15 protein-coding genes are annotated in these 24,476 nt (G+C 61.1%); 2 read left to right on the top strand and 13 right to left on the bottom strand.

What is annotated here, in order from left to right; genetic code table 11:
• Positions 1-50 precede the first annotated feature (50 nt).
• Together VFZ66_11265 and VFZ66_11260 are read right to left on the bottom strand one after the other, a co-directional pair.
• The gene (locus VFZ66_11265) at positions 51-1,094 is read right to left on the bottom strand and encodes a hypothetical protein (GenBank protein HEX6289764.1); all 1,044 of its coding nucleotides are present in this window, start codon (positions 1,092-1,094) and stop codon (positions 51-53) included.
• 441 nt (positions 1,095-1,535) lie between these two features.
• Positions 1,536-3,278 (bottom strand): sialidase family protein, encoded by a 1,743-nt coding sequence (locus VFZ66_11260; GenBank protein HEX6289763.1) that lies wholly within the window; start codon positions 3,276-3,278, stop codon positions 1,536-1,538.
• Between the two features lie 232 nt (positions 3,279-3,510).
• Between VFZ66_11260 and VFZ66_11255 the strand changes: the two genes are divergently transcribed.
• Positions 3,511-3,978, top strand: coding sequence for a GNAT family N-acetyltransferase (locus VFZ66_11255; GenBank protein ID HEX6289762.1), 468 nt, complete (start codon positions 3,511-3,513; stop codon positions 3,976-3,978).
• A gap of 38 nt (positions 3,979-4,016) precedes the next feature.
• Positions 4,017-4,439: an EamA family transporter gene (locus tag VFZ66_11250; protein ID HEX6289761.1), complete on the top strand. Its 423-nt coding sequence runs from the start codon at positions 4,017-4,019 to the stop codon at positions 4,437-4,439.
• A gap of 68 nt (positions 4,440-4,507) precedes the next feature.
• Here the strand turns inward: VFZ66_11250 and VFZ66_11245 are convergent, their stop codons facing one another.
• From VFZ66_11245 to VFZ66_11195, 11 genes are all read right to left on the bottom strand, one after another.
• Complete coding sequence (locus VFZ66_11245) at positions 4,508-5,086, bottom strand: hypothetical protein (protein ID HEX6289760.1); 579 nt, start codon at positions 5,084-5,086, stop codon at positions 4,508-4,510.
• A gap of 287 nt (positions 5,087-5,373) precedes the next feature.
• On the bottom strand, positions 5,374-5,817 hold the full coding sequence (locus VFZ66_11240) for a nuclear transport factor 2 family protein (protein HEX6289759.1): 444 nt from the start codon (positions 5,815-5,817) through the stop codon (positions 5,374-5,376).
• Positions 5,818-6,435: 618 nt separating this feature from the next.
• Positions 6,436-10,221, bottom strand: a complete 3,786-nt coding sequence (locus tag VFZ66_11235) for an SBBP repeat-containing protein (protein HEX6289758.1) — start codon at positions 10,219-10,221, stop codon at positions 6,436-6,438.
• 340 nt (positions 10,222-10,561) lie between these two features.
• The gene (locus VFZ66_11230) at positions 10,562-14,644 is read right to left on the bottom strand and encodes an SBBP repeat-containing protein (protein HEX6289757.1); all 4,083 of its coding nucleotides are present in this window, start codon (positions 14,642-14,644) and stop codon (positions 10,562-10,564) included.
• A 127-nt stretch (positions 14,645-14,771) separates the two neighbouring features.
• The gene (locus VFZ66_11225) at positions 14,772-15,602 is read right to left on the bottom strand and encodes an FHA domain-containing protein (protein HEX6289756.1); all 831 of its coding nucleotides are present in this window, start codon (positions 15,600-15,602) and stop codon (positions 14,772-14,774) included.
• 186 nt (positions 15,603-15,788) lie between these two features.
• Entirely contained in the window at positions 15,789-18,845 is a 3,057-nt protein-coding gene (locus VFZ66_11220; protein HEX6289755.1) for an FHA domain-containing protein, read from the bottom strand.
• 44 nt (positions 18,846-18,889) lie between these two features.
• On the bottom strand, positions 18,890-19,864 hold the full coding sequence (locus VFZ66_11215; protein HEX6289754.1) for a phage tail protein: 975 nt from the start codon (positions 19,862-19,864) through the stop codon (positions 18,890-18,892).
• A 17-nt stretch (positions 19,865-19,881) separates the two neighbouring features.
• Positions 19,882-21,849, bottom strand: a complete 1,968-nt coding sequence (locus VFZ66_11210; protein ID HEX6289753.1) for a putative baseplate assembly protein — start codon at positions 21,847-21,849, stop codon at positions 19,882-19,884.
• A gap of 46 nt (positions 21,850-21,895) precedes the next feature.
• Positions 21,896-22,300, bottom strand: coding sequence for a GPW/gp25 family protein (locus VFZ66_11205; GenBank protein HEX6289752.1), 405 nt, complete (start codon positions 22,298-22,300; stop codon positions 21,896-21,898).
• A gap of 55 nt (positions 22,301-22,355) precedes the next feature.
• Entirely contained in the window at positions 22,356-22,643 is a 288-nt protein-coding gene (locus VFZ66_11200) for a PAAR domain-containing protein (protein ID HEX6289751.1), read from the bottom strand.
• Between the two features lie 58 nt (positions 22,644-22,701).
• Positions 22,702-24,444, bottom strand: coding sequence for a VgrG-related protein (locus VFZ66_11195; protein ID HEX6289750.1), 1,743 nt, complete (start codon positions 24,442-24,444; stop codon positions 22,702-22,704).
• Positions 24,445-24,476: the final 32 nt, after the last annotated feature.

Below are 24,476 nucleotides of genomic sequence, written 5' to 3'. Positions count from 1 at the left end.
CTTGCTCCGCAATCTGGCCTGTCCGATCCGGCGGACGCGGAAGATCTCGGCTACGGCAGCCAGGCGATGCTGACCGCCTTGTCCTCGGCGACACGCCGTACCTGCTTCCCGGCTAGATCGACGATGTACAGCCCCATCTCGCCCTTGAAGCCAATCCATGCGCCATCCGGCGACCACGCAGGCATCGGCGAGTCTTCTGCGAGCTTCGTAAGCTGTTGTAGGCCGCTCCCGTCGGCGTTGACGATCCACAGGTCCCAGGGAATGCCATGCGCCCGGGCAGTGCGTGGCCGCAGCCCGTCGAGGAGGCTGTCTTCGCGCTGCGGCTGCGCTCCCGTGGGCGAGGGTGTTGGATTGGGCACCGCCGCAAAGACGATCTGGTTGCCCCTGGGCGCAAAGCGCGGCGCGGCGATGGCCTGAAATGCCCAATCGTGCAGCAGGGGTCGCGGGTTGCTGCCGTCCGCCCCGGCGATCAGCAGCACGGGCACGTTGTGCTTCGGGTCGGGGCCGATATAGACAAGGTGCTGTCCGTCGGCGGATAGCGTTGGGCTCTCACCCTGCTTGACCACCGCCGATCGCTCCGAGCCGTCACGGCTCATCCGCTCGATCTGCTGCTCGCCGCTTGGCTTGCGGAACGTAAAGTAGAGCGTCTTCCCATCCGCCGACCATGCGGGCTGGGTCAGGGTTTCGGCGGGCGCGGCATGTGCCAGCAGCGTTTGTTGCTCCGATCCGTCGGCCTGCATCAGGTAGAGATCGGTGCCGTAGGCCGGATCGTCGGGGCCTTTGCCGAAGGTGAAGACGCTAAAGGCCACGGTCTGCCCGTCGGGCGCAACGGCTGGCGTCGATGGAACGACACGCTCGGCAAAGGACGCGATCTCTTTGCGCTGCTGGCTGCTCAGCTCCAAGGTCGTCCAGGTTCCCGTGCTGTCGAAGAGTAATTTTCCGGGCGCTTCGGCAACCGCGCCGCTCAGCGGCAGCGCGACAGGCCCGCCGGCCTCGCTCGCGGGCGGCTGGGTTTGCCCACAGGCAGCCAGGAGCGTCAGCAGCGCCATGAGCAGGCTTGCTCGGCGCATCGTCGCTCGTCGATCGCGCGGCATCACGCGCCTCCTGCTGCGGGTGCCCGCCGCCGACACACTTCGATTAGATCGATCATAGCTTCGTTCTCCTCTGTACGTCTGGTTTCAAACACGGCATGTGCTCGCCATTCCGGCGACGATCGAGATCATCGGCAGCGCGGTGCGTGGCGAGCTATGCGCGCGGGACGGCGATCGAACCGTCCTGCTCGTGGGAGCATGGCATATCGCGCCGATCTGGCTCTGCCTGCGGGATTCAGTCTGCCATAGGTATCCACGATTGCCCGGTGATGAGCTCGTGCCAAAGGGGGAGTTCGACACTGGCTGCACGTGCCGCAAGCCGTGCCGCCGACGAGCGCTCGATGGCACGCACGGCCAGCACAGCGGCTGGTACGCGGCGCACGATAGTATACCACGGAATATCCCCGGAACGACGCTACTTCTGTCCTATCCCCACACCCTACGCTACGGCACAGCGATGCCACGCGAGCGCAGCACCTCGCTGCCCAGCCGCCCCAGCAGCACCTTGTACGGGTCGGGGTTGTTGGGATGATACTCGAAGCGCGCGCGCTCGAACCACTGCGTCAGCACCCGATCGCCGTCGGGATTGACCTCCAGCCTGGGCGCGCTCAGCGGATAGCCGAAGAGCAGCAGGCTTTCGTCGTATGAGATCGCGCCGCGATGCAGATCGAGGCCGTGGCTCTGCCAGAACTGAAGAAACGGCCCGCACACCGAGCGCCGCTCGTCGCCGACGTTGAAGGCGCGGCATGGACCTGTGCCGCCGGGGAAGGGGTTGTCAGTGCCGTCCTCCTGCCGCCAGTCGCGTCCCTGCGCCGCCAGCAGCTCCGCTCCCAGCCGCCCAAGCAGCGTAGTAAAGATCGTTCCGGCGTTCTCCGGGTGATACTCAAGGCGCTCACGCTCGAAGTACTGCGTGGTAAAGGCACGCTGAAGGTCGGCGTTGCGCTCGTCGAACTCCTCGCTGAGCGGGAAGCCGAACACGGGCAATCCGCCGTTACGCTCCCAGAAGGCTTTGAAGCCAGAGCTCAACGAGTGTCCGGTTTCGGGGAAGAACTGATGGTCAGGGCCGCTTGAGAACGACGGTATTCGCTCGTACACGGTGCGACCCGGCGCGTTGCACGGCGCGATGCCGGGCGCGACATAGCGCCAGCGATCGGCGGCGGCGTCGTAGCGGTACACGCTGATGCTGGTAGCCGCATAGACGCTCGCGGGGTCGGACGCCGCAGCGGAGGCGTCGTGCAGATCGAAGATCGTGGGACGGCCCAGGCCCTCATCGATACGGGTCCAGCTATCGCCTGTGCCTGTCCGCTCGCCGCGAAACACGCTCGACGATCCGGCGGCGATCAGGGTGTTGCCGTGCGCTACCAGATCGATCAGCCCGTGGCGCTCCAGATCGGCGGGCAGCGCGACGGCTTCAAGGCCCGATCCGGCTGCCGAGCCGCGGTAGAGTCTGGTTGTGCTCGCTCCGGTCGCGAAATGTTGCTTCCGATTAGAAAAGTACAGCGTTGCGTTGTCCTTGTCGAGCATCAGCAGCGGGCTGTCGGCCTGGCGGATGTCGTCGGTGTAGCCCGGAAACGTTTCCCAGGTTGCGCCGCCGTCAAGCGAGCGCAGCAGATGGGTGCCGCCGAGCCGCTGCGCCTGCGTCGCCAGCAGCACGATCTCCTGGCCGCTCCTGGGATCGACCGCGACTTCGAGGCCCATCGGCAGGGCATAGCCGGGATGCCCGACCTCGTTCCATGTACGACCGCTGTCGTCGGAGCGCAGCACGTTCAACGTCGGGCCGTAGGGTCCGGCAGGCCCCACAAACACCGCATAAACGCGCGTGCCGGAGGGATTGGCCGCCAGATGGGCATCGCCAGTGTCGTGTACACGCCGCCAGCCTTCACCGGGCGCGTAGCGCCAGATCCCACCGGGCCACCAGCCAGCCGTCGCCGCGAGCAGCACGTTGCCGTCGAGCCGCACCAGCCGCCGGGCCGGAACATCGCGCAGCCCCGGCACATCCTGCCAGCGGGTGCCATCGGCGGCAAGCTGGTACACGCCGCACCAGGTACCGGCGAAGATATTGCCGGACGCGCTGCCCGTTAATCGCCAGACGACACCTGCCGGTGGGGCGTCTCCGGTAGCCTGAGCGCTGATCGCGCTAGGCAGGGCGATCGTCAGCGCAAGCCAGATCAGAAAAAGATGTCGCATACATGCCTCGTCTATGGTGCTGCTTATGGTAAGCAAAGCTGCGCGGGATACTGCAAAGAACAGCTTAAGTGTAGTCCCTGACACCATGCCGCTCAATAGGGCGAATCTGAGCCTGCGGTGAAGATCGCTCCACGCAGCCGATAGACCCGGCGTGGGCGCATCGGTCAACGCTGTATAATGGCGCGTGGAGCCGAAAGGCTGAGGCAGATGCAGCGTACGGGGAGATGATCCGATGGTGCAAATACGTGAGGCTACCGAGGCCGATATTCCACAAATCGTCGAGGTGATTCGCGCCGCGTTCGCCGAGTATGATGGTCGTCTCGATCCGCCGTCGAGCGCGCAGGCCAGAACCGTGGAAGCGACGCGCCGCGAGCTGGCGCGGGGCAGCGCGATCGTAGCGCTTCTCGATGGCGCGATCGTCGGCTGCGTCTTCTACTTCGCATACGCCGACCATATGTATTTTTCTCGGCTGGCGGTGCTGTCAGCCTACCGGGGACGCGGCTTTGCGCGCCGGTTGATCGTGGCCGTGGAAGATCGGTCGCGGGTGGTCGGGCTGTCCCGCGTGCGGCTGTCCGTTCGGCTGGCGCTGCCTGAGCTACGCGCCGCCTACGAGCGGCTCGGCTACACGTTTTTGCGCTACGGCACGCACGAAGGCTACGCCGAGCCGACCTACGTCACGTTGCAGAAAGCGCTGGCTTGAGGCGCTGCCGGGGCGATCGGTGAGAGATGAGGAGGAGCATGAATCGATCATGGTGGATCTACGCGCTGCTGTCGGCCTTGTTTGCGGCGCTTACCACGGTGTTTGCGAAGATCGGCGTCAAAGAGGTCAATTCTAATCTTGCGACGGCGATCCGCACGGTGGTGATTCTGGCGATTGCCTGGGGCATTGTGCTTGCGCGCGGCGAGCTGGCGGGTGTGGAGACGCTCTCGCGCAAGACGCTTGTTTTTCTGGCGCTCTCCGGCGCGGCTACCGGCCTATCGTGGCTGTGCTACTTCAAGGCGCTGCAAGAGGGCAATGCCTCGCTGGTCGCACCGATCGATAAGTCCAGCCTGGTGATGATCCTGGTGCTCTCGGTGCTCTTTTTGGGCGAGCCGCTCACCTGGCAATCGATCATCGGCAGCGCGCTGATCGTGGCTGGCACGCTCGTGCTGATTCTGTGATCGCCGCCAGCATGCCGCGTCTGGTCGGGCGAGACACCCCGGCGCAGGCAGTGCTACACGATCCCGATCTACCTGCGATACGCCTGGTCGGGCGTCGGCGCGCTCATCGACGGCAGCCGGTACGGCATCGCGTGCAACGGCGACAGTCCGCTCGCGCGACGTGTCTCGTCCCATTCCTCCAGAGCGCTGCGCAGCAGATGGATCGGCACGACGCCGGGCAGAAATTGGCGGTTCAGCCACTCGCACCAGTCGTCGATCGCCGTGATGATCGTATCGAAGCCTTCCAGGTAGGCTACGTAGCGTCCAAAGCGCGGCGGAAACGGATACGAGGGCTGTCGCGGATAGGTGTAGCTATACACCTCGACATAATCGCGGAGCGCCTGCCAGCGGATCACCTGGGTGATCGGCGCGCGCTCGAGCTTGCACCAGCACTCGATCTCGGCCAGCAGACGACGATACACCGAGAGAAACTCGACGCCTGTATCGGCATCATCGAGCGGCGCGGTAACGGACATTGTTTCCAGCAACCTTGGGGTAGCGCTGGTGTGGGGCAGCGCGGACGAGGCAGCGTTACCGGGGCGTAGGAGCATGCTCTCCTGCGCGCGGTAGTGATGGGTGGCCGAATCGATCGATTGCTCTGAGCGCATGCGCAATGCCTCCGTCGGAGATGATCGCAAGGCTGGGAAGTTGTGGCACCGTGCGATGCGATGGCTTTTGCTACTACGTGTTATAGTGGTTAATACAATACTACATGAAATAGTAATTGTAAAGTGGGTTTTTATAATGAGGCGCTGGAGGGAGGGGGCAGGAGTCTGGTTTGCCGGGTAATACGAAGGGGCACTCCGTGGTGCCCCTGTTTCATCAAATCCAACTGATGGGATGTATCATATCATGGAGCGCGATAGCAACGCTGTGGTCCGTTCTGCCTCGGAGATTAGCCCGCGACCTCACGCGCCAGCTCCACCGTCTCCGGAGCTTCGATCACGTCCTCGTTACGAATCGCCAGCGAGAAGTGCTGCTGCACAAACTTCCACTCGCCATCCATCCAGCGAACGACCGCCGTCACCCGCGATTCGGTAATTGTGCCATCTGGTAGCGTCCACACCGGGCGATCCGCAATCCAGCCCACACGACCATCCACAAATGCCTGCGGCTCGCCCGGTGTGGCGTAGAGGCCCGCCTCGCGGAACCCTTTCAACTGCACGCGCACCGCTTCGACGAACGTCTCATGGTCGGCCCACCACTCGTCGGGGTCGGTGCCGACGACCAGAATGCCATCGGCGGGGGCCGTGTAGCGGATCATAAAGTCGACATCTCCGGTGTTATAGGCGTTCAGCAGGCCGAGGTAGAGGTTCTTGATCTCGATTGATGCTTCCATGATCGTGTCTCCCTTTCTGACGTGATGATTGATTTGATGAACGAATGACGACAGGGTCATCCGGCGTGTTGACATGCCATGTCCAGGGCGTTCGTCTCGGCTCTGCGCCGATCTGCTCGATTGCTATCCTGTGGGATATTGCGCTTTGGCGGTTGGTTGGGCTGCTGGCTTGGTGCTCTATAGTACTGTAGTTTAGTGCTTCTCGTCAAGTTGTTTTCTTCTATGGCTATACTTTACCAGTACCACCTTACCAGCAACCTTATCCCAATAAAGATTCACAACGGATTTTCTGCGAATCCTGGTGTTGCTTTCAGCGGTAATGATGAGCGAAGGAAGGGTGTAAGCGCATTGTAGAGTGTCGATGAGATCATGATAGACACGCAGGTCCCGAATTGAGTACCATACTCATTGAGTACCACAGTTGGTACTGAGCCGCATGCTGCACATACGGCGCGTATTCGGTCCACGCGGGAGCAATGGCTTGGCAGGGTGCAGCAGGCTTAAACAGCAGAGGCATCTCGTGCGAGATGCCTCTGAGCGAGTGCTTCGGCTTACCTGATCCTGGCCTGAGTCGGCCAGACGACCAGCGCGGATCAACCGGCGTTGGTATGATGCGGGCTACTTACGTACGATCGGCACAAAGATCTCTCCAGCCAGCTTTAGCACCTCAACCGTAGCGTTTGTTCGCAGCGAGTCGATCGGATTGCCGTCGCGATAGAGATTACTCTGCCGCACATTATTCGGAGTGCTCTTGAGCGTTATCGTCGCCTGGTCTGTGCTGGAGTCTGCTTTGAGCCGGAATGTCGCAAGCGTAAATTGGTTGGGCAAGAACGGCTGCCTGAAGCAGGTCACAGAAGCGTTGGCCGTCCCGATGCTCTGGCTCCTAATATCATTGTAGGTGGGCTCGCAAGACGTGTTGCCTAGACCAGCAACGTCTAGCTCGATCTCGCCTTGCAGAGCATCATCCTTGATCGGATTGCCATCCTTGTCGACGAAGGTTAGCTCATTGGGCATGACATCCAGAAACGCATCGATCGTGTCGGCGACGGTCGACTTGAGATCGACCTGAAGACTGACCGTAAAGACCTGTCCGGCAAAGACGGTCTGATTCTCTGGATACAAACGGAGCGTAGGTCGCTCGACGGTCCCAGGGCTATTTTCCGGCGCTGCGCTCAATGCGTCGAGCGGCTGTGCGGCGGCTGAACGATTGGTGCTGCTGAGAGCAGGGGGGCGACACGCCAGCGGATTTGTCTCCGAGATCACGCCCGTCTTGAGAAAATTCTCTTTGACCGCGAGCACGTCCGCGCGATCGATCAGCCCGTCTTTATTGGCGTTGCCATAGGGCAAGAAGTTCGGATGGCTGCTCTCCAGCTGGTAGGACGGCACCATGTAGGATACGTCCGCGCCGTTAATCATATCGTCGCCGGTGCTATCGCCTGTGCAGAGCGTGCCGAATTCGATCAGATCACTGGTGTCCAGATCCGCCTGGCGAATATTACTGAGCGTATCGGCACCTTTGATCTGAACAGGATACTTACCGCCGTTAATGCCCTCAAGCAAGATCGAAAACCGCCCGTTGTTGTCGGTCGTCGTCGCAAAGTATCCCAAAACCGTCTGGTTTGTGGGATCGGCCGGATCATACACCACGATACCGCCGTTGACGAGTCCGTTATGTTCTCGGAAGAGCGGTGTGATCCAGCCAGGAGTGGACGGCGCGCCGCGTCCTTCCAGGGAGATCTTCCCATTCAAAAGCGCGCCGGAGAGGATGCGGATATTGCTGCTCTCCAGCTTGAGCGTACTCGGTGCTGCAGGAACCGCCGTGCCCTCGAAGTAAAGATTACTCCGGCGCGCCCTTTCTTTCTCGATAAAGGAGATAGTGGCAGGGGCTGAGCCGTTTGTCGTGAGTAAGGTGGTGCGGAAGCGTACGGTAGCCGCAGTAAATTGATCCGGCAGCGTGGTGCCCCGTTCCAGCGTGGTGGCAGAAAAGTCGACACGGCCTGCCGCATTGTCAAATGTTCTATAGATCTGGAGGTTCGTGATATTCGTAGGCGTAATCGGTACAACCTCTATAACCTCCAGGTGCTCTTTAGGGAATTGAAGATAGGCGTCGACGGTATCGATGTCCGCACCACCCGTATCTACTTTGATCTCCACGCTCAGCTCTTGATTCGTGCCGATGAACTTCAGCGGCGGGTGCAGGTATAGGCGCGGGCCAGTCGAGGGCGGGCCAAGCCGGGCGACGAATATATCGGTCAGACCTTCATGGTAGCCGGGGCTGGATGAGCCAGCGGTTGTTGGAAAATCTTTGGAGGCCGTGATGCCGGTGATATACAGGGTACACGGCCCTGCCAACTCGCACTTCGCGGCGATAGCCTGGCCGTAATCGTTGCTCGTGCCGCCAAAGTAGGTGCTATACTCGATCGTCGTGCCATTCGGCTTGAGCTGCGTGACAAAGGTATCCGTGCCGCCGTTGCGGGTAGCCTGCAACGCATTGTCGTTCGGAAAGTCGCCCGACGCCGTATAACCGATGAGATAGATCGATTTTTGGCGATCCACGACGATGCCTTGACCATAATCATCGCTGGTGCCGCCCAGGTAGGTGCTGTACACGATGGAGTTGCCGATCGCGCTGATCTTGGTGACAAACGCATCGTTGTTACCTTTGAGCGTCTTCTGGTAGTAGTTTGCAACCGGAAAGTTGAGCGAACTGGTATAGCCCGTAACGTAGGCACTGCGATCGGCGTCCACCACGATACCCGTGCCAAAGTCGTTCGACGAGCCGCCGAAGAAGGTGCTATACACCAGCGTCCTGCCATCTGCGGCAAGCTTGGTCACGAACGCATCGATCCCGCCGACGGTCGGCAGCAGGAAGCTATTTTGCCTTGGATAATCGGTGGAGCTGGTGTAGCCGGTCACGTAGGCGAAGCCGTTGCCATCGATCGTGATGGCGCTGCTAGCCTCAGCAAGACTCCCGCCCAGATAGGTGCCGTACGCGATCATCTTATCGCTTTTGAGCTTGATCACAAACGCATCGGCGATGCCTCTTAACGTTTTGCTGTAGCCAAGAATAGGCGTGCTGTCAGGATTGGTAGCGGGTAGAAAGTAGTCCGACTCTGTTTCGCCGGTAATGTAGATATTGTGCGTGCTGTCTACCGTGATACTATTGCCCGATTCTGCGAAACTCCCGCCCAGATACGTGCTGTAGGTTATTGCTCCTGCGGTGTCGAGCTGCGTCACGAAGATATCGGTTGCGCCGTTGAACACGAGATCGTACGGATTGACTCGCGGAAAAGTGACGGAGGCGGTCGACCCGACGATGAAGGCATTGCCGGCGCTGTCTACGGCAATGCCATTGCCGACATCTGTATTCTCACCACCAATAAAGGAGCTGTAGAGCGCCTGGCTACCAGCCGGGTTCAGCTTGACCACGAATGCATCTGTGCCGCCCTGATTGGTATCAGTAAGTGTACCGGTGTTGGTAATAGGAAAGCTGAGCGAATTGGTATCGCCGGTAATATAGACTTCGCCGTCTCCATCGACGGCGATGCTGCGGCCTGTATCGTCGCCGCTGCTGCCGACGTAGGTGCTGTAGTCGAGGGTCGGGTCGAGCACGAGCGGGAGCGTCCGGTCGTAGGTGCCGATCGTAAAGCCGATCGTCTGGTCGGGCGCGACGGTGTAGCGCACCTGCACCGGCACCTGGCGTCCATCCACGGTCTGCCACGCGATCGGCGCTTCTTCGACCAGCGTACTGCCCGCCTGGGAGTCGGCATGCGGCGCCAGGCTTACGACCAAGTTGCCGCTCTGATCGACGGTGACGGCTGTCGCGCCCTGGTAGCGCCAGCGAATGCGGCTGGGATTGGCTCCTGCGGCCACGAAATAGGTGCCTTTCAGCCGCCCGCCTTTGCCGTCGTAGCGCAGATCGATGCCGGGATACAGCCGCTCATAGCGGATCGCGGCGTAGGTCGGCACGTTCGTGCGCCACTGGCCGGGATCGTCGCCGAGGAAGTAGTTGACGATACCGGGCAGCGGATCGGCGCTCGTGATCGCCGGGCTAGGGTTGGCTCCGACAAAATCCAGACGCACGACCGCACGCTGATCGCGGCGGGATGCTGGCTCGGCTGCGCGCGTGCGCGACCGGGATTTCAGCGCGACAGGCGAATGATCATCGGTTGATTGGTCTGATCGGGAAGCTGTAGGCAGCGTCAGCACAATCTGATCGGGCGTGAAAAAGAGCGTGCCGCCAAGACCCTGCGCTTGAAACTCCACACTGGGATCGGTCTGCCCAACGTTGGGGACAAACGCAATCGGCAGATTTGCCAGGCTGGGTTTCATCGGCGGCCTCGGCACATCCGCCAGGCCGGTCGCAAGCGATGGTAGAGGCTGCGCCGTCAGCAGCAAGCTCACGATCAGCACCAGGCAACATAGACCGTATAACGGGCGATATGAGGATGCTACAGGTACACGAAGTCGCGGATATGCTGTGGTGGTCATGAATGGCGCTCCGTATTGATCAGCCAATGAATGGCTCACGACTGAGATAGCAATTGGGATGAAGCTGCTGTATCAGATGCAAGGCTCGTCTCTTTAACTAGCCGAAACAGATTTCTCGCCGTAGCAATCCTCTTCGTCTTAGCATATAGGTTTCGGATCGTCGGCTGCGCGCTGGCTGCAAGCAGCGTGCTTACCAGGGTGGTGAACGACAACCGTGCGTATCGGCTGCCGCTCACCACGTGCGATAGCCGCGCTACCGCGTGGCGTAAGGCAGATAGACCTGATGCACGGTCGCGCCGATGCTCACTGCGGCATCAGAGCGGATCACGCCCAGCGGGTATCCGCCCCGGAATGAATCGCTGTGACGCGGGCCTGCCTGCGCCATGACAATCCGCGTTGTGCTCACAGGCGCTTTGGCGCGGAACCGAACAGTAGCGATCGTCAGCTTGCCGGTCAGCCAGGGCTGGCTGAAGCGCGAAACCGAGAGGCCGATTCGTCCCTGAGCGTTATTCACGGCATTGTAGGTCGCGCTGCCGAAGATCGCGGTGTTCAGGCTCAGCCGCGTCGTGGGCTGCCCGGCGGCGTCAACGACTTCGAGGTACTGCGGATCGAAGTCCAGGTACGTGTCGATCGTGTCTGCGGACGCCGTGTTCAAGTCGAGGTCGAGCGTTGCGGTAAAGATCTCTCCCGCCTGCACCATCTGACGGGCCGTGCTCACGCCAAGCGTGGGCCGCGTCGACGTCGTGGCGCTCGCAGCCTGGAACGGCCCCGGACATGCGGGAGCGGTCGCCGCGTCGATCGGCCCGCTCTTGAGGAAGTTACAGATCAGCCCTGAGACATCCGCCCCGGTAATATTGCCGTCGTTATTGATGTCGGCAAAGGGCCGGTAGCCGGTCTGTCCCGCGCTCAGCCCGAAGGCGGGCGCGATATACGAAACGTCACCGCCGTTGACCAGATCGTCGCCGTTGGCGTCGCCAGCGGGCAGCGTGCCAAAGTCGATCTCATTGGTGAACTGGAGGTCGACCGAGCTTGTAATAATGCTGAGCGTATTCGCGCCCTTGATCTGCATATCGTAGGTATCGCCGGGAATGCCCAGGATCTTGATCGAGAATCGCCCGTCCGGGCTGGTCGTAGGTGTTATCGGATCAGTGGTAATGGTCAGGGGCGTGGAACTTCCCACGTCATAAATGCTGATACCGCCCTTCGTTCCTTCCTTCGTTGCGCGAAACAAGTCCGTGTCCCAATCGGTGCTAGTGCGCTGCTCGATCGCGACCTTCCCGTTGAGCAGAATACCCTCGTAGACGGTGATATCGGCGTTGTTGAGTGTTGCACGCTTTCTGAGGCCATCCTTGAATAGATCACTGAATCTATCATTCGCCTTATCTCGTACGATATTCACTGTCGTCTGAGACAGAGGAGCACCCGATTTGGCATGGAAGAGCACCGTAGCGGCAAGAAATTCTTCTGGCACAGTACTATTTACATCTGCCACGAAATTGATAGTTCCAGTGCCATTATCGACCTTGTTGGTGGTCGTGGTTGCAAGAATGTCTGATGGTACGATAACGTCTGTTGGGGCACCTCTTGTATCTACCACTTCCAGCGCGTCTGGATTAAAGTTGAGATAGGCCGCAACCTTATCGATCGGTATGCTCCCCCGGTTTACCCTGATCTCTATGCTGAAGAACTGGTTACTCCCAATCTCCTTCTGTGCAGGACTGAGCGAGATGCTGGTATCACCGGGTAGTGGATTTGTGAGCTTGGTGACAAACGCATCGAAACCACCACCATTTGCTCCGCTGGCAGGCGGGGCCTGGAAAGGAGCTTTTACGTAGCCAGCTATAAATATATTATCCGAACCATCTAACGCAATCCCGCGCCCTTCATCTCCTTGGGCGCTGCCGAGATAGGTGCTGTAGACGAGGCCGGAAGTCCCCGCTGTTACATCCAACTGCGCCACAAACGCATCTTTTGACCCACCTAAATAGGTGGTGCTGAAAGCATTCCCAGTAGTGGGCAGCGCTCCAACGTTCGCCGGAGAGATGCTATTAGAAGCCAGTCCAGGCGACGGCGACGGGGAGGGCGACGGGGAGGGCGATGGCGATGGCGACGGGGAGGGCGATGGCGATGGCGACGGCGATGGCGACGGTGATGGAGCAGGCGACGCCGATGGCGACGGTGACGCCGAAGGATCAGGCGATGGTGCTGGTGACGCTGATGGTGATGGCGATGGCGACGGTGATGGGGAGGGTGACGCTGATGGTGATGGCGATGGCGACGGCGACGGGGAGGGCGATGGATCAGGCGAGACACTACTTCCGGGTGATTGTGTATCACCAGTGATGTACACATGTCCCGATCCATCTACTGCAATGGCGATCCCACGGTCAAAGCCATTGCCGCCAAAAAAGGTGCTATATACCACTGGGTCTGCACCTTGCATGATCATCTCAGTCACAAACACATCATTGTTATCAGCATGTTTTGGATCAGCATTGCTAACAAAGAGAGCGTTATCATATGCATTGCGAGTGGGGAAGTTAGGCGAATTAGTCCAACCAGTAACATATACGTGATTTCTATGATCGAGCGCAATACTTTGCGCTTCTTCTGATTCTGAACTGCCCAGATACGTGCTGTAAACAATCTGTTCGGCTCTTCCGAGGCTGATATTTAGTTTCATCACAAATGCATCTTTGATTCCCCCGAATTGCCTGGTGCTGCCTACCCTTGGGAAGTCTTGAGCTGGGATTGGATTGAGGTTCGTATCGATCTCTGTTGATCCTGCCAGGTAGATATAGCCATCATAGTCCACAGCGATATCGAAACTATTATCCCGGTGCTTTCCCCCGATGTAGGAGCTGTAAACGAGGTCTGAGCCGTCCGCCGTTAGCTTGCTGATAAAAGCGTCAGAGCCACCATTATTCGATGACGACCAGGAGTCACCTTGCATCGGAAATTTTTGATGACTGGCATTTCCCGAAGATCGGGTAGAACCTGTGATATAAGCTGCACTGTCCCGATCTACAGTGATACTGTAGCCTACATCGGTATCGGCTCCTCCCAAGTAGGTGCTATACTCAAGCTCATTCCCTTGTGGGTTCAGTTTGGTAACAAATGCATCAGTTCCACCACGACGACTTCCGTATATCGGATTAAGCGTTGGGAATCCAACCTGGATTAAACTCGATGATGGTGTTGTATCACCAGTAAGATAGGCACTGCCATTTTGATCCACGGCAATAGCAACACGCGTTGCACCATCGTCACCATTGCCTCCCAGGTAGGTGCTATACACCGGAGTGCTGCCGTCTGCAATCAGCTTAGTTACAAATACGTCATGCCCACCATTATGTGAATTGTCATAGGGATTGCCATTCGTCGGAAATGTAGTGGATTTTGTTCTACCAGCGACATAGGCAGAGCCGCTCTCGTCTACCGCAATGCTATATGCAAAATCCTCATCTCCACCTCCAAGATACGTGTTGTACGCCAAAGCTAACTCAGGATCGATCGTCAGCGGCAGGGCGCGATCGTAGCTTCCCAGGCTGAAGCTCACGCTCTGATCCTGGCTCAGGGCATAGCTCACCTGCACGGGTACCTGGCGTCCATCCACGGTCTGCCACGCGATCGGCGCTTCTTCGACGAGCTGCGCGCGGCTGGTGGGCAGCGTCGCAACCAGATTGCCGTCGCCGTCGACCGTGAGCGCGGTGGTGCCCTGGTAGCGCCAGCGGATGCGGCTAGGATCGGCTCCCGGCTCGACCGTATAGGTGCCTTTCAGCCGCCCGCCTTTGCCGTCGTAGCGCAGATCGATGCCGGGATAGAGCCGCTCGTAGCGCAGCGCGCCGTAGGTTGGGACGTTGCTGTGCCACCTGGCGGGATCGTCGCCGAGAAAATAGTTGACGATACCCGGCAGCGGCTCGGCGCTCTTGACCGCAGGCGTGGGATTGGCCCCGACAAAGCGCAGCCGCACAAGCGCTGACTCAGAAGCAGCCTCCTGATCCGACGCGGACTCCTGGGGGGAGTCGGTCGGCAGCGACAGCACGATCTGGTCTGTGGTAAAGAAGATCATACCGCCGAGGCCCTGGGCCTGGAAGCGAACGCTGGAATCGGTCTGCCCGACGTTGGGCACGAACGCGATCGGCAGCTTGCTCATGTCGGGCATGGGCTTGAGCGGCGCTACGGGCGCATCATCCGCGATACGCACCTCGAAAAGGAACTGCGAGAATTGCGCCAGACAGAGGCTCAAGAGCATCGTCAGGCAGAAGAGCTTGAACGAAGGACGTTTTGTATCAGGAGCGAGTGGCCGAGGCCGTGGAAAAGGCATGTACGTCATGGATGGCGCTCCATAAAGAAATGTAAGGAACTATTGAACGGCGCTGCGTATGGCGATGTACCAGGCACACCATACGATGCCGCATGATTGAACTCAATCGTACGAAGGCTGACATACTCTAGGACAGCTACTCTCGACGTAGCGCTTCTATGACGCACCACCCGGACAGGTTGGGAGCATCGACGCGGACCCAGTGGTATCCATCGCGGGGCACGGGATCGCCGTACACCTTCACCGCCGTGCCGAACGGGATTTTGCCAAGGATCTGCTGATCCAGACCGGGCGCGACGCGGATATGCAGATTGAGCTTGTAGTCCGTCTCAACCGCGTAGCTATAGAACGCAATCGTCGGCGGGGCGGTCGGGGCTGGCGTGGGTGGGATGGGCGTCGCGGTGCGCGGCGGTGCGGATGTGGCAAGCGAGGTCGCGCCCAGCCACCAGCCCCGCAGCCACACGGCGCTGGTGCCCAGGATGCAGACCATCAGCAGCACGGCGCTAATCAGATGCAGGATGCGCACAAGCGGCTCGTTATCGCCTACCGGCGCGGCTTTTGGTATGTCCTTGACCGAGGGATAATAGATCAGCACCACCTCGCCCATCAGCACCGTCGTGCCTTTCTCCAGCGGATGCGGCACCTTTGGCGGCAGGCGCTTGCCGACGATCGAGCGCTTATCGGGTATCTCCTCGCGCTCCAAGATCTGGCTCCCGATATGGCTACCGAGATCGATCACCTGGCAGCCGGTCCAATCGCAGAGGATCTGGGCATGATGATCGGCGATCAGCTCGTGGTCGAGAACCACATCGTTATCGCTGGCCTGTCCAACATGCGTCGTTGCCCTGACGAGGTCGACGATGTCCTCGCGTCCATCGGGATAGGTGATGACGAGAAGACCAAACGATAGCTCTGATCTGGCAGCCTCAAGCGACAGGGGTGCAGGCTTGGCAGTGTTCGTTTGCATGTCTGCGGGCTGGATCATCGGCGTATGGTTCCTACCTATGGGTGATGGATGGTCGGCGGCGTTGATCATCAGGTCGGCCACAAGAATCTACCGGCCAGCTTACGCCTACGCAGGAGCGTATGCGCTCCCGCGTAGGTGGTGTCATCGAGCACGATTTCGGATTATGGCTATGCACAGCCCGGTGCGCTACTCGACGACAATCGTGACGCTGACCCGATAGACGCCGGTGCCATTCGTGCCCGTGAGCTGAAAATCCCTGACCATGCTCGTTCCGAACGAAGCTTCAAGCTCTGCCCGCGTGATCGTGATCGCGCCGGGGCTGATCAAGCTGTTGTTGCCATCGTTCTGCTCAGGCGCAAGATCGCGGTCCTCACCCTGCACGTTAATCGTGAGCGAGCTGCCGGGATCGGTAAACGTTATCGGCGACATACTGGGCGCATAGGTATAGCCCCTCACGACGCCTCCTTGCACAGAGGTACTGGCAGCCGTACCCTGTGCATTGGCCGGACTACCCTGAAGCGTGAAGAAGACCTCGTCGCCGTTCCCGATAGGCGGTGATTCGAGCGGCTGGCTGCAATACACCTGCGAGATCGTCAATGTCACCTTGGTGATGCTTGCCGGGCAACTGCTCTTAAAGAAGGCGTTCTTGAATAATTGCTTTCCCTGATCCGTCATGCTCGTGGGCGCGCCCGTAAAGCCCCACAGCTTGTGGCACGCGCCGTTGACCTCCTGGGCAGCGATCGGGTAGTAGGGCGTGCTGTCGGTTTTCTGTCCGACGCGGATCAGGCCAAGCTTGGGCTGAGGGCTGTACATGCCCACCAGCGACGTATCAGCCGTGTAGAGCGGAACGACGGCGTTGGTATCAATGCTCTGCCACATGAACGTATCCTGGCGATTCGCGGCGATGACATCTTTGCCGCTCGCCTGCCAGTCGCTATTATCCAGCTCCAGGGACGGGGCCACAGCCGCCGCCGCTTTGAAGAAGGATCTGCCGCCCATGCCGACGCCGATGATCGGTTTATTTAAGTCCCAGACTGATCCCACATTCGCCGACGACCAGCTCGTGTCGTTGCCGACGATCACGCTCATCCATCTGGCTCGATTGGGATGGGCTGCCACTGCGGATTGGGAAACCACGTCGACCTGCACGCTGTCGATGATCAGTTGGCTGAACGAAGACCCGCTGGTCGTATCGTTATTGTAGACATACGCCGCGTAGGGCATATCGCAGGTCAGGGTAAAGTTCGATTGTCCGGACGAAACAGCAACCGGCTCGATCACGTCGAGACGCGCCCAGCCGCTCGTGGACTGTGAGACAGAGACATTCCAGCTATTGCTGACGGGGTACGATCCGGCGCTGGTGAACGTGTACGTCGCGTCAGGCGACATACTGCCGTCGCTGCGAGTCCAGTGGTATTTAACGGTCACGGGGCCATTGACCCTGATCGTGCCGCTGAAGCCGAATGTTTCCTGGCATCTTCGGCTGCTCGATGGATTGGCCTGCGCCTGGGCAATCGCCTCCACGACCAGCGGCAGCGGCGTTGGCGTGACCGAAGGCGTCGGCGTGTTCGTGGGCGTGGGCGTAGGCAGCGGCGGCAGCGTCGGCGCGATAAACGTCGTCGGGAGCGCGGTTGCCACACCGATCGTCGGCGTCGACGTCGGGGCTTGCGTCGCGGTGGGATTGGGCGTGGCCGTTGGCGGCGGAGTCGCAGTGCCCGTCGCGGTGCCCGTCGCGGTGGGATTGGGCGTGGCCGTCGGCGGCGTGGTTGGCGATGCGGCGGGCGATGGCGCTGTCGGATCCGCGATCGGCACCAGGCCAGCGCCGGGATCGGTCGGCACAAGCGTCGGCTCCAGCGTCGGCACGATCTCGGTCCCGGTAGCCGTCACCGTCTGAGTGAGCGTTAAGGCCGAGTCGGTGCTAAAAATCGTCGCGGTTGTCGTCATGCTTGGCGTGGGCGTGGCCGAGGGCATGAGCGCCGCGACGATCCTGGGCTTGTTGTAGCGGTAGAGGTACCACATGCCGCTGCACGCCGCCATCAGCAGCGGCATCAGGAACATCAAAAGCTGCGGCGAGATCGGCGGACGATGCACCAGCCGACCGCCAACCTGCTGGTGCGGCGCTGACTGGTCGTTCGGCGCGACGTTGACCGTGAAGGGATAGATCTTGGGGCTGCCCACCCAGTGCAGCGCGATCAGCCGCGCGCGTGTGCGCACCGTGCCCGTCTCGCCGGGACCCACCTTGAGCGTCGCGGGATGAAAGCGAAACGTAATCGCATTCTCGGCCTCGCGTCCCTCGAACTGAAAGACGCGCTCGCTGTTACTGCGGTTCGCCACCTGGATCTCGTAGGTGCCCTGGACTCGTGCCGTCTGCTGCTGCGGGTTGATGTCGAGCGCGAACTCGCTGAACGGCAGGATCGTGAGCGTGCCCGCGACGACCGGACGCTCGGCGGGATGCTGCTCGGAGCGCGCGATGACCTCAAAGGTATGTGTGCCTGCGCGGCTGCTCGGATCGCGCGGCGGATTGATCAGGATCTGCGCCTCGCCCTGACCGCCCGGAAAGAGCGAGAGCGTGTTTGGCTTGATCGTCACCCAGGAGGGCGGCACGCCGTCCACCACTAGCTCAATGCGGTTGACGACGGTCGAGCGGTTGACGACGAAGATCGACGTAAACGCCGAGCCGCCAGCGTGCGCCGCCAGATCGCTGGCCGTCAGCGTCAGATTGACCGAGCTGTGCCCGGTGCTGCTGGCCGTGTGCAGACCAAACTCGCCGGCGGGCACCGCGCGCATCGGCGACGGCGCGGTCAGGCCGCTCTGCGCGAAAGGATTGCCCGTGGGCACGCCCTCGGCGGGCGGCGCGCCGCGATTGAACGGCGCGACAATCGCCGGGACCGCAAGCGTCGGCGCGTTCGGGCCGCTTGGCTGCGTCGCATCGGAGGCTCCAGCGATTTGCGGATAGGCAATAATGCGCGTGTTGCCGATCTGGACCGTCACGCCCTCGGTCAGGACCTGTGGCTGCTGGCTGGCGAGGCGCTCGCCCTCGACAAACGTACCGTTGGCGCTCGTCAGGTCCACAATCCAGCAGCCCTCGCTGTCGCAGACGATCTTGGCGTGGTAGGGTGATACCGTCGCCTCATTGAGCACTACATCGTTATCGTCGGCACGTCCAATCGTAAGCTCATCTCGCAGCGGCAGATCTTGTTGCAGACCGCCGCGATGGTAGATTTGCAGCCAGCCATAGTCCATATGAAGATCCTTTCCGGCGCACTGTATGTCGTCGGCGATGGAAGCTAGGATGCGGCAACGGTTGCCTGATGAATCTCCAAGATATAGCCGGTATGCGCCGGCTTTTCCGACTCGATGATTGCTTCGATGATGTCGCGATCGATCTCGTCGGGATCGGGCACGTTGAGCACGACGCGAAACACATGCGGCGGTAGCGGCTCCTGCTCGCCGTTCTGCTCCGTCTCATGCGGCTCGACGATGATCGGCTTCACGCCCGCGTACAGCTTGATATACTCGCTCAGCCCGCGCCGCGTGCCACGCCAGCGATACAGGTCCGGCGCCGCGCGGATCAGCGCGCGGCGCTGCTCGACCGTCCAGTTCTCGTTCAGCACCAGATCGACCCACGAGGCCAGCCACGGCAAAAACGACTCCGGCGTCAGGCGCGGGTCGAAATAGAACGGGATCTGATCGATCATGCGCTCAAGCGGATCATTGATCGCCTCGAAGATCAGCAGAAAACGACCGAGAAAGTCGTCGGCCTGGTAGCACGGCGGCAAGTACTGAAGGTACGAGCTAACGCTGTCGTCGAGATACAAACTGCGCTGGACGCGGGGCGGGCCGCCGTTGCCGCGCAGCCGCCGCACCGTCGAGCGCTTGGGCGGCGGCGGTGCTGGCTGGACGATCTGCGGCAGCTTGGCCGCGATCTCAGGCCGCAGCACCGGCGACAGCGTTTCTAGCTGCTGCTGGGCGTTATACTTGACCTCGTACGCGCCGACGTAGATCGTATCGCCGTCGCGCAGCAGCGTGCGAATATTCGGCTGGAGCGTGACCTGATTCAGCAGCGTGCCGCCGTTGCCCAGGTTGATCGCCCAGCAGCCGTCGGGCAGGCACAGCACGCGGATATGAAACCGCTCGATCTGCTCGTCCTCGAAGACGATCTCGTTCTCAGGCGCGCGGCCAATCGTCATGCTGCCCAGGCGTAGCGTGTACTTCCTGGGCGTGCCGTGCTGGTCGAGGTAGCTAAGTAACCCGTAATCCATCGCTTATAGCATTTCAGTTATACGACGGCAATGCGATGCTCTGCCGATGCGATTAGTCCATTTGGCGTCAGCGTGATGCGATCCTGCGGCTCTTTTTTGCCTTCGAGCCAGAGCTTCACGTGCTCGATGTATTCAACGCCCGGCACGCTCTGGAGCACCGCGTACACCTCCGAGATGTAGAGATCGCGTCCGAACGGCCAGCCGCTCTGGTCGTGGCCGCCGACGACCGGGTTGAGGAAGCGGTAGAGCTTGGTCTGAGCATCGCGGCGCACGGCTTCCGGATCAGTCTCAGGCCGCGTTTTGAGCCGCGCATCGACCGAAACCCACACGTAGTCGGGCTGTCCGATCTTGATGATCGTGGTCAGCAGGCGGCGCTCGTCGAGGTACTGCTGCACCTCCTGGATCGCCTCCTGCGGCATGCGGAGCTGTTCGGGCAGGATACGGCCCTCGGCGGCGGACAGATCGGGCACCAGCAGCATCTGCACGACGCCTGGCGGCGGTGTGTTTGCCATGCCCACGGCGCGCGGTTGCAGGCAGCGCGCCCGCGCCACGCTCGACGACGCCTGTTTGGCAAGGTACTCGTAGTCTTCCACGGTGACAGCCCGATCGCGGGTGCGGAGCATCTGCGGCGCGCGCAGCTTGGCTCGCTCCAGGCTTTCTGCGTCGCGACCGCCGATCGCGCGCTGGCGGTTGGTGACGCGATCGACGTAGGGCACGGCGTTTTTCAGCACGCTCAGCTTGCCGGTGTCGACGTTGCCCAGCGAGCCGCCGCCGCTGCGGTAGCGGCTGAAGCGTACCAGGCTGCCGCGTGGCGGGATCGCGCCGTACTGACGGCCCGTGCCGTCGGGCTCGCGCATGAACGGCCCGAAGCGGACCTCGCCCGTCACGCTGTCGAGGACAAAATGCTTGTTCTGCGGCATCGACTGGGCAAAATCGGCGCGCTCCTCCCAGACCGTCCAGGTGCCGTCCTCTTCCTGCACCTCCAGCGTCTCGTGCGGCTGGCGCGGCAGAACCGGCGTGGCCTCCAGCCGGTAGGTCTGTCCCGGCATGCCATCGCTGCGGCCCAGGATCTCGCCGACGATCGTGCGCGCGTGTGTCGCGGTCATCATCCCGCCCATCGAGCCGGAGTCGATCGTATAGATCATCGGCGACGCCGAGTAGGTGGGCTGTCCCGGCTTGGGCGGCGTATGGCGGCAGCGCAGCCAGTAGCCGCGCTTCCCGCCGAAGTCGATCGGAGCCATGCCCGGCGGCAGGTGCAGCAGGACGCGGCCCTTCTTGTTGAGGCCGCCCGTCTCGTCGTTGCGCTTGCCGTGCTCGTCGCGATCGAACTCCGCCTCCGACCAGCCTTCGGTACACCAGGCTTCCCACGAGAGCGGCGGGTTGGTCGGATCGACGCCGATACCCTCGATCGTACAGTCGATCCACAGCGCGAGAATATGGTTGCTATGATCCTGCTCGTAGCACAGGTAGAACGCATCGCCGGGATTGGGCTGCGGGCTGAACGCCAGAAACGACTGGTTGGGCACGTCCAGCTTCCAGAACTGATCCTCAAAGTTGCGCTCGTCCGGCGACGTGAAGCAGCCGATCAGCTTGGTTGGCCGTACCACCAGATCGGCGTCGGTGCTGAAGCTGACGGCGGCCTCGGCGGCGGTCTGCACTGTCGCCACCTCGGTGCCAGTCGGGACCGTCACCGTCTCGCTGGATGGCGCGGCCAGCCAGAAGGTCAGCGTCGTGCGCGCGGCGGTCGGCGGCTGAAGCTGCACGCCCATCAGCTCCATAAAGTTGATATAGCTTTTTTCGGGGACGCGATTGAGCCGGTAGAGCATCGTCTCGGTCATCCAGGCAAACAGCTCGATCAGCGTCACGCCGGGATCGCTCACGTTGTGGTCGGTCCACTGCGGGCAGTAGCGCGGAATCATCCGCTTGGCCTCGTCCACAAGGTCTTGAAAGCGGCGATCATCTAAATTCGGTGTTGGAAGCGGCATCGATATCTCCTACGACGACGAGCAAGCGGATCGGGCGGTGCGGCGACTAGGGCTCGCCCGGAATGGTATAGAAGGGATAGACCAACGCCCGCTCGTCGTGGGTCGCTCGAATACGATAGGCGATGTGAATCAACAAACACGAGGGACTCTCAGGATCGGGCTCGACGTTCACGTCCTCGACATCGATCCGTGGCTCCCACCATCCCAGCGCCTCTTTGACATGATGCGACACTGCGGCGGCGGTGCCCGCGTTGATCGGCGCGAAGATCAGCTCATGGATGCGACAGCCGAACTCAGGCCGCATCACGCGCTGGCCCTTGGGCGTGCTCAGAATAATTTCGATCGCCTCTTCGATCTCTTGTTCGCGCGAGGAGAGCGCAATGTTGCCTCGCCCATCGACTCCCGGCGGAAAGCGCCAGCCTGAGCCGATAATATCGCCTAGTTGAGTCATGCTGAACCTTTGCTACTCACGCTCGGATCTGCCCGCAGCCGCACCGGCAGCCATCTTAGCCGCCGATCATCACGTTGGGCGCTCCCTTGGCGACCACGGTGGTCGTCGGCACGCCCGCGCTGTTCACGCCGTTGACCTGGCTGGTGATCCGCGCGGCAGGACGGCCTCCAATCAAGACCGTGCCGCTGCCCATGGTGATCGTGCCGGTACAGGCCGCGCCTACGGTCGCATCGCCGACGCATGCCGCCGGTAGCCCACCGATCAGTACTGTTGGAGCGCCCGGCCCGGTGATGATGTCGCCGGTCGCGGTGGTATCGGTTAAGCGCGCCGCAGGGAAACTCATATATACCCCTTTTTCAGCCTTGAAAACCAGCCATTCGGTACCGGATCGGGCTGGCAACTTAGTTGATCTTGACCATCGCCCCCTGGATGGTTAGCGCCGCGCTTGACTTAACATCGAGCATCGAGTTGGCCTGGACGGTCATGCCGCTGTTGGAGCGCAGCTCGACGCCGCTGGACGTAATCGTGAGCTGGCCGCCCGTGCCTTTGATCTCGACATCGCCGCCCGACGTGATCTTGACGGCTTTGCCCTGGTCGTCGAGCAGCACCGTATGGCTTTGCGATTTGATCTGGATCTGCTTATCGGTGTCGTTGATGTTGATCAGATGCCCACCGGCGGTCTTGATCTGGATAAAGCCGGGACCGGCGTCGTCTTTGAAGACGATCTGGTGCCCGACGCGCGTCTTGAAAATGCGCTGCTCGACTTTGCCACCGGCCACGGCGACGACGGGCGCTGTATCTTTGCTGTTCCACAGCCCGCCGATGATGTAGGGCCGGTTGATGTCGCCGTGCTCGAAAGCAACCAGCACCTCGTCTTCGACTTCGGGCACGACCATGAAGCCGCGATCTTTGCCGCCGCCGGTCCCGACGAGTCGCGCCCAGTCGCTCTCCTGGCCTTCGTCGAGCCAGGGAAACTTGACTTTGACACGGCCCAGCTTGTCGGGATCGTTGATGTTGGTGACGACGCCGATGACCACGCCCTCGATTCTGTGCTGCCCGTGATGCCCGTTGACCGACGCGACGAGATTACGCGGCTGCCGCCCGTTGACCGTGAAGATGGTGGTGTAGCCGCCCTTCGGCGTGTACTCATGGCGCGTGGCGGTGACAAAATATTTGCCGCCCAGCCGTGTGCCGACTCCGCTAATTTCGACCGTGGTGCCTGCTTTCAGGGCTGGCTCCCCGTTACAGAGTCCTTCGGCCACGAGATAGCCACCGGAAAGCTCGTCAAGTGTCGCCTGCGCAAGATAATCGGCCTCGCCCTGCGTGCGGACCGGCTGATTGGTGACGGTGAGCGTCGCCGCCGAGCCAAAGGACTCCTGCGCCGCCTCGCCGCCAGTCTTGCCATCGCCGATCTGTGACGGCTTGGCCGCCTGCGTGGCCTTGCCGACGATCGCCCGCTTCATCTTGGGGTCCCAGCCGCGCACCTGGACATCGTTGGGCTGCGCGATGGCTGTAAGCCGCACACGGAAGGTGCGTAGCGAAAGGCCCCACTCCTGAGCGGGCGCGGCTGGCGGCGAGGCCTCGGCGCGGCGGAAGCGCAGCTTGCGCTCGTCTGCGGTGATACTGTAGCCGATCCGGGCAGCCCGCGCCCGCAAAAAATCCATGTCGGTCTGGTTATCTTGAATGACATAGGCGTGCTGAGCGCTGGTCGCCTCCGCATCGACGGTCAGCCCGGCCTCACGCGCGATCTGCGAGGCTATGTCGCTATCGGTCTGATTGAGGAATGTCCGCGTTTTGCGGCCCCGGTACAGCCGATGCGATCGATCGTAGCCGCGCACCGTAATCGTGGGAGTATGCTGCTCGAACTCCGGCTCCAGCGCCGTGATCTCGCCGGTCATGATCGTTTTTTGCTGTCCGCCCGGCGCGGCAGCTCCAAGTGTCACCTCACGGCCCAGCTTGAACTGATCGCCGTCGGTCAGCGTGAGATTGGGATCATGAAAGCGCAGCGCAAACATGGCCGGCTGCCCAATGTCGTCCTCGACAACCGCGTCTTGAAGGGCATTCATTACCTCAGGCGGCGCGTTGGAGCCATCCACCTGGATAAAAAACTGACCGATAGAACTCTTCTGCTGATTCGGAGGCATACATCATCCCTGTATCGTATGGTCGGGCTATG

Source organism: Herpetosiphonaceae bacterium (assembly GCA_036374795.1).
In the GTDB taxonomy this organism is placed as follows: Bacteria; Chloroflexota; Chloroflexia; order Chloroflexales; family Kallotenuaceae; genus LB3-1.
This window is presented reverse-complemented; position numbering and strand designations above follow the sequence as displayed.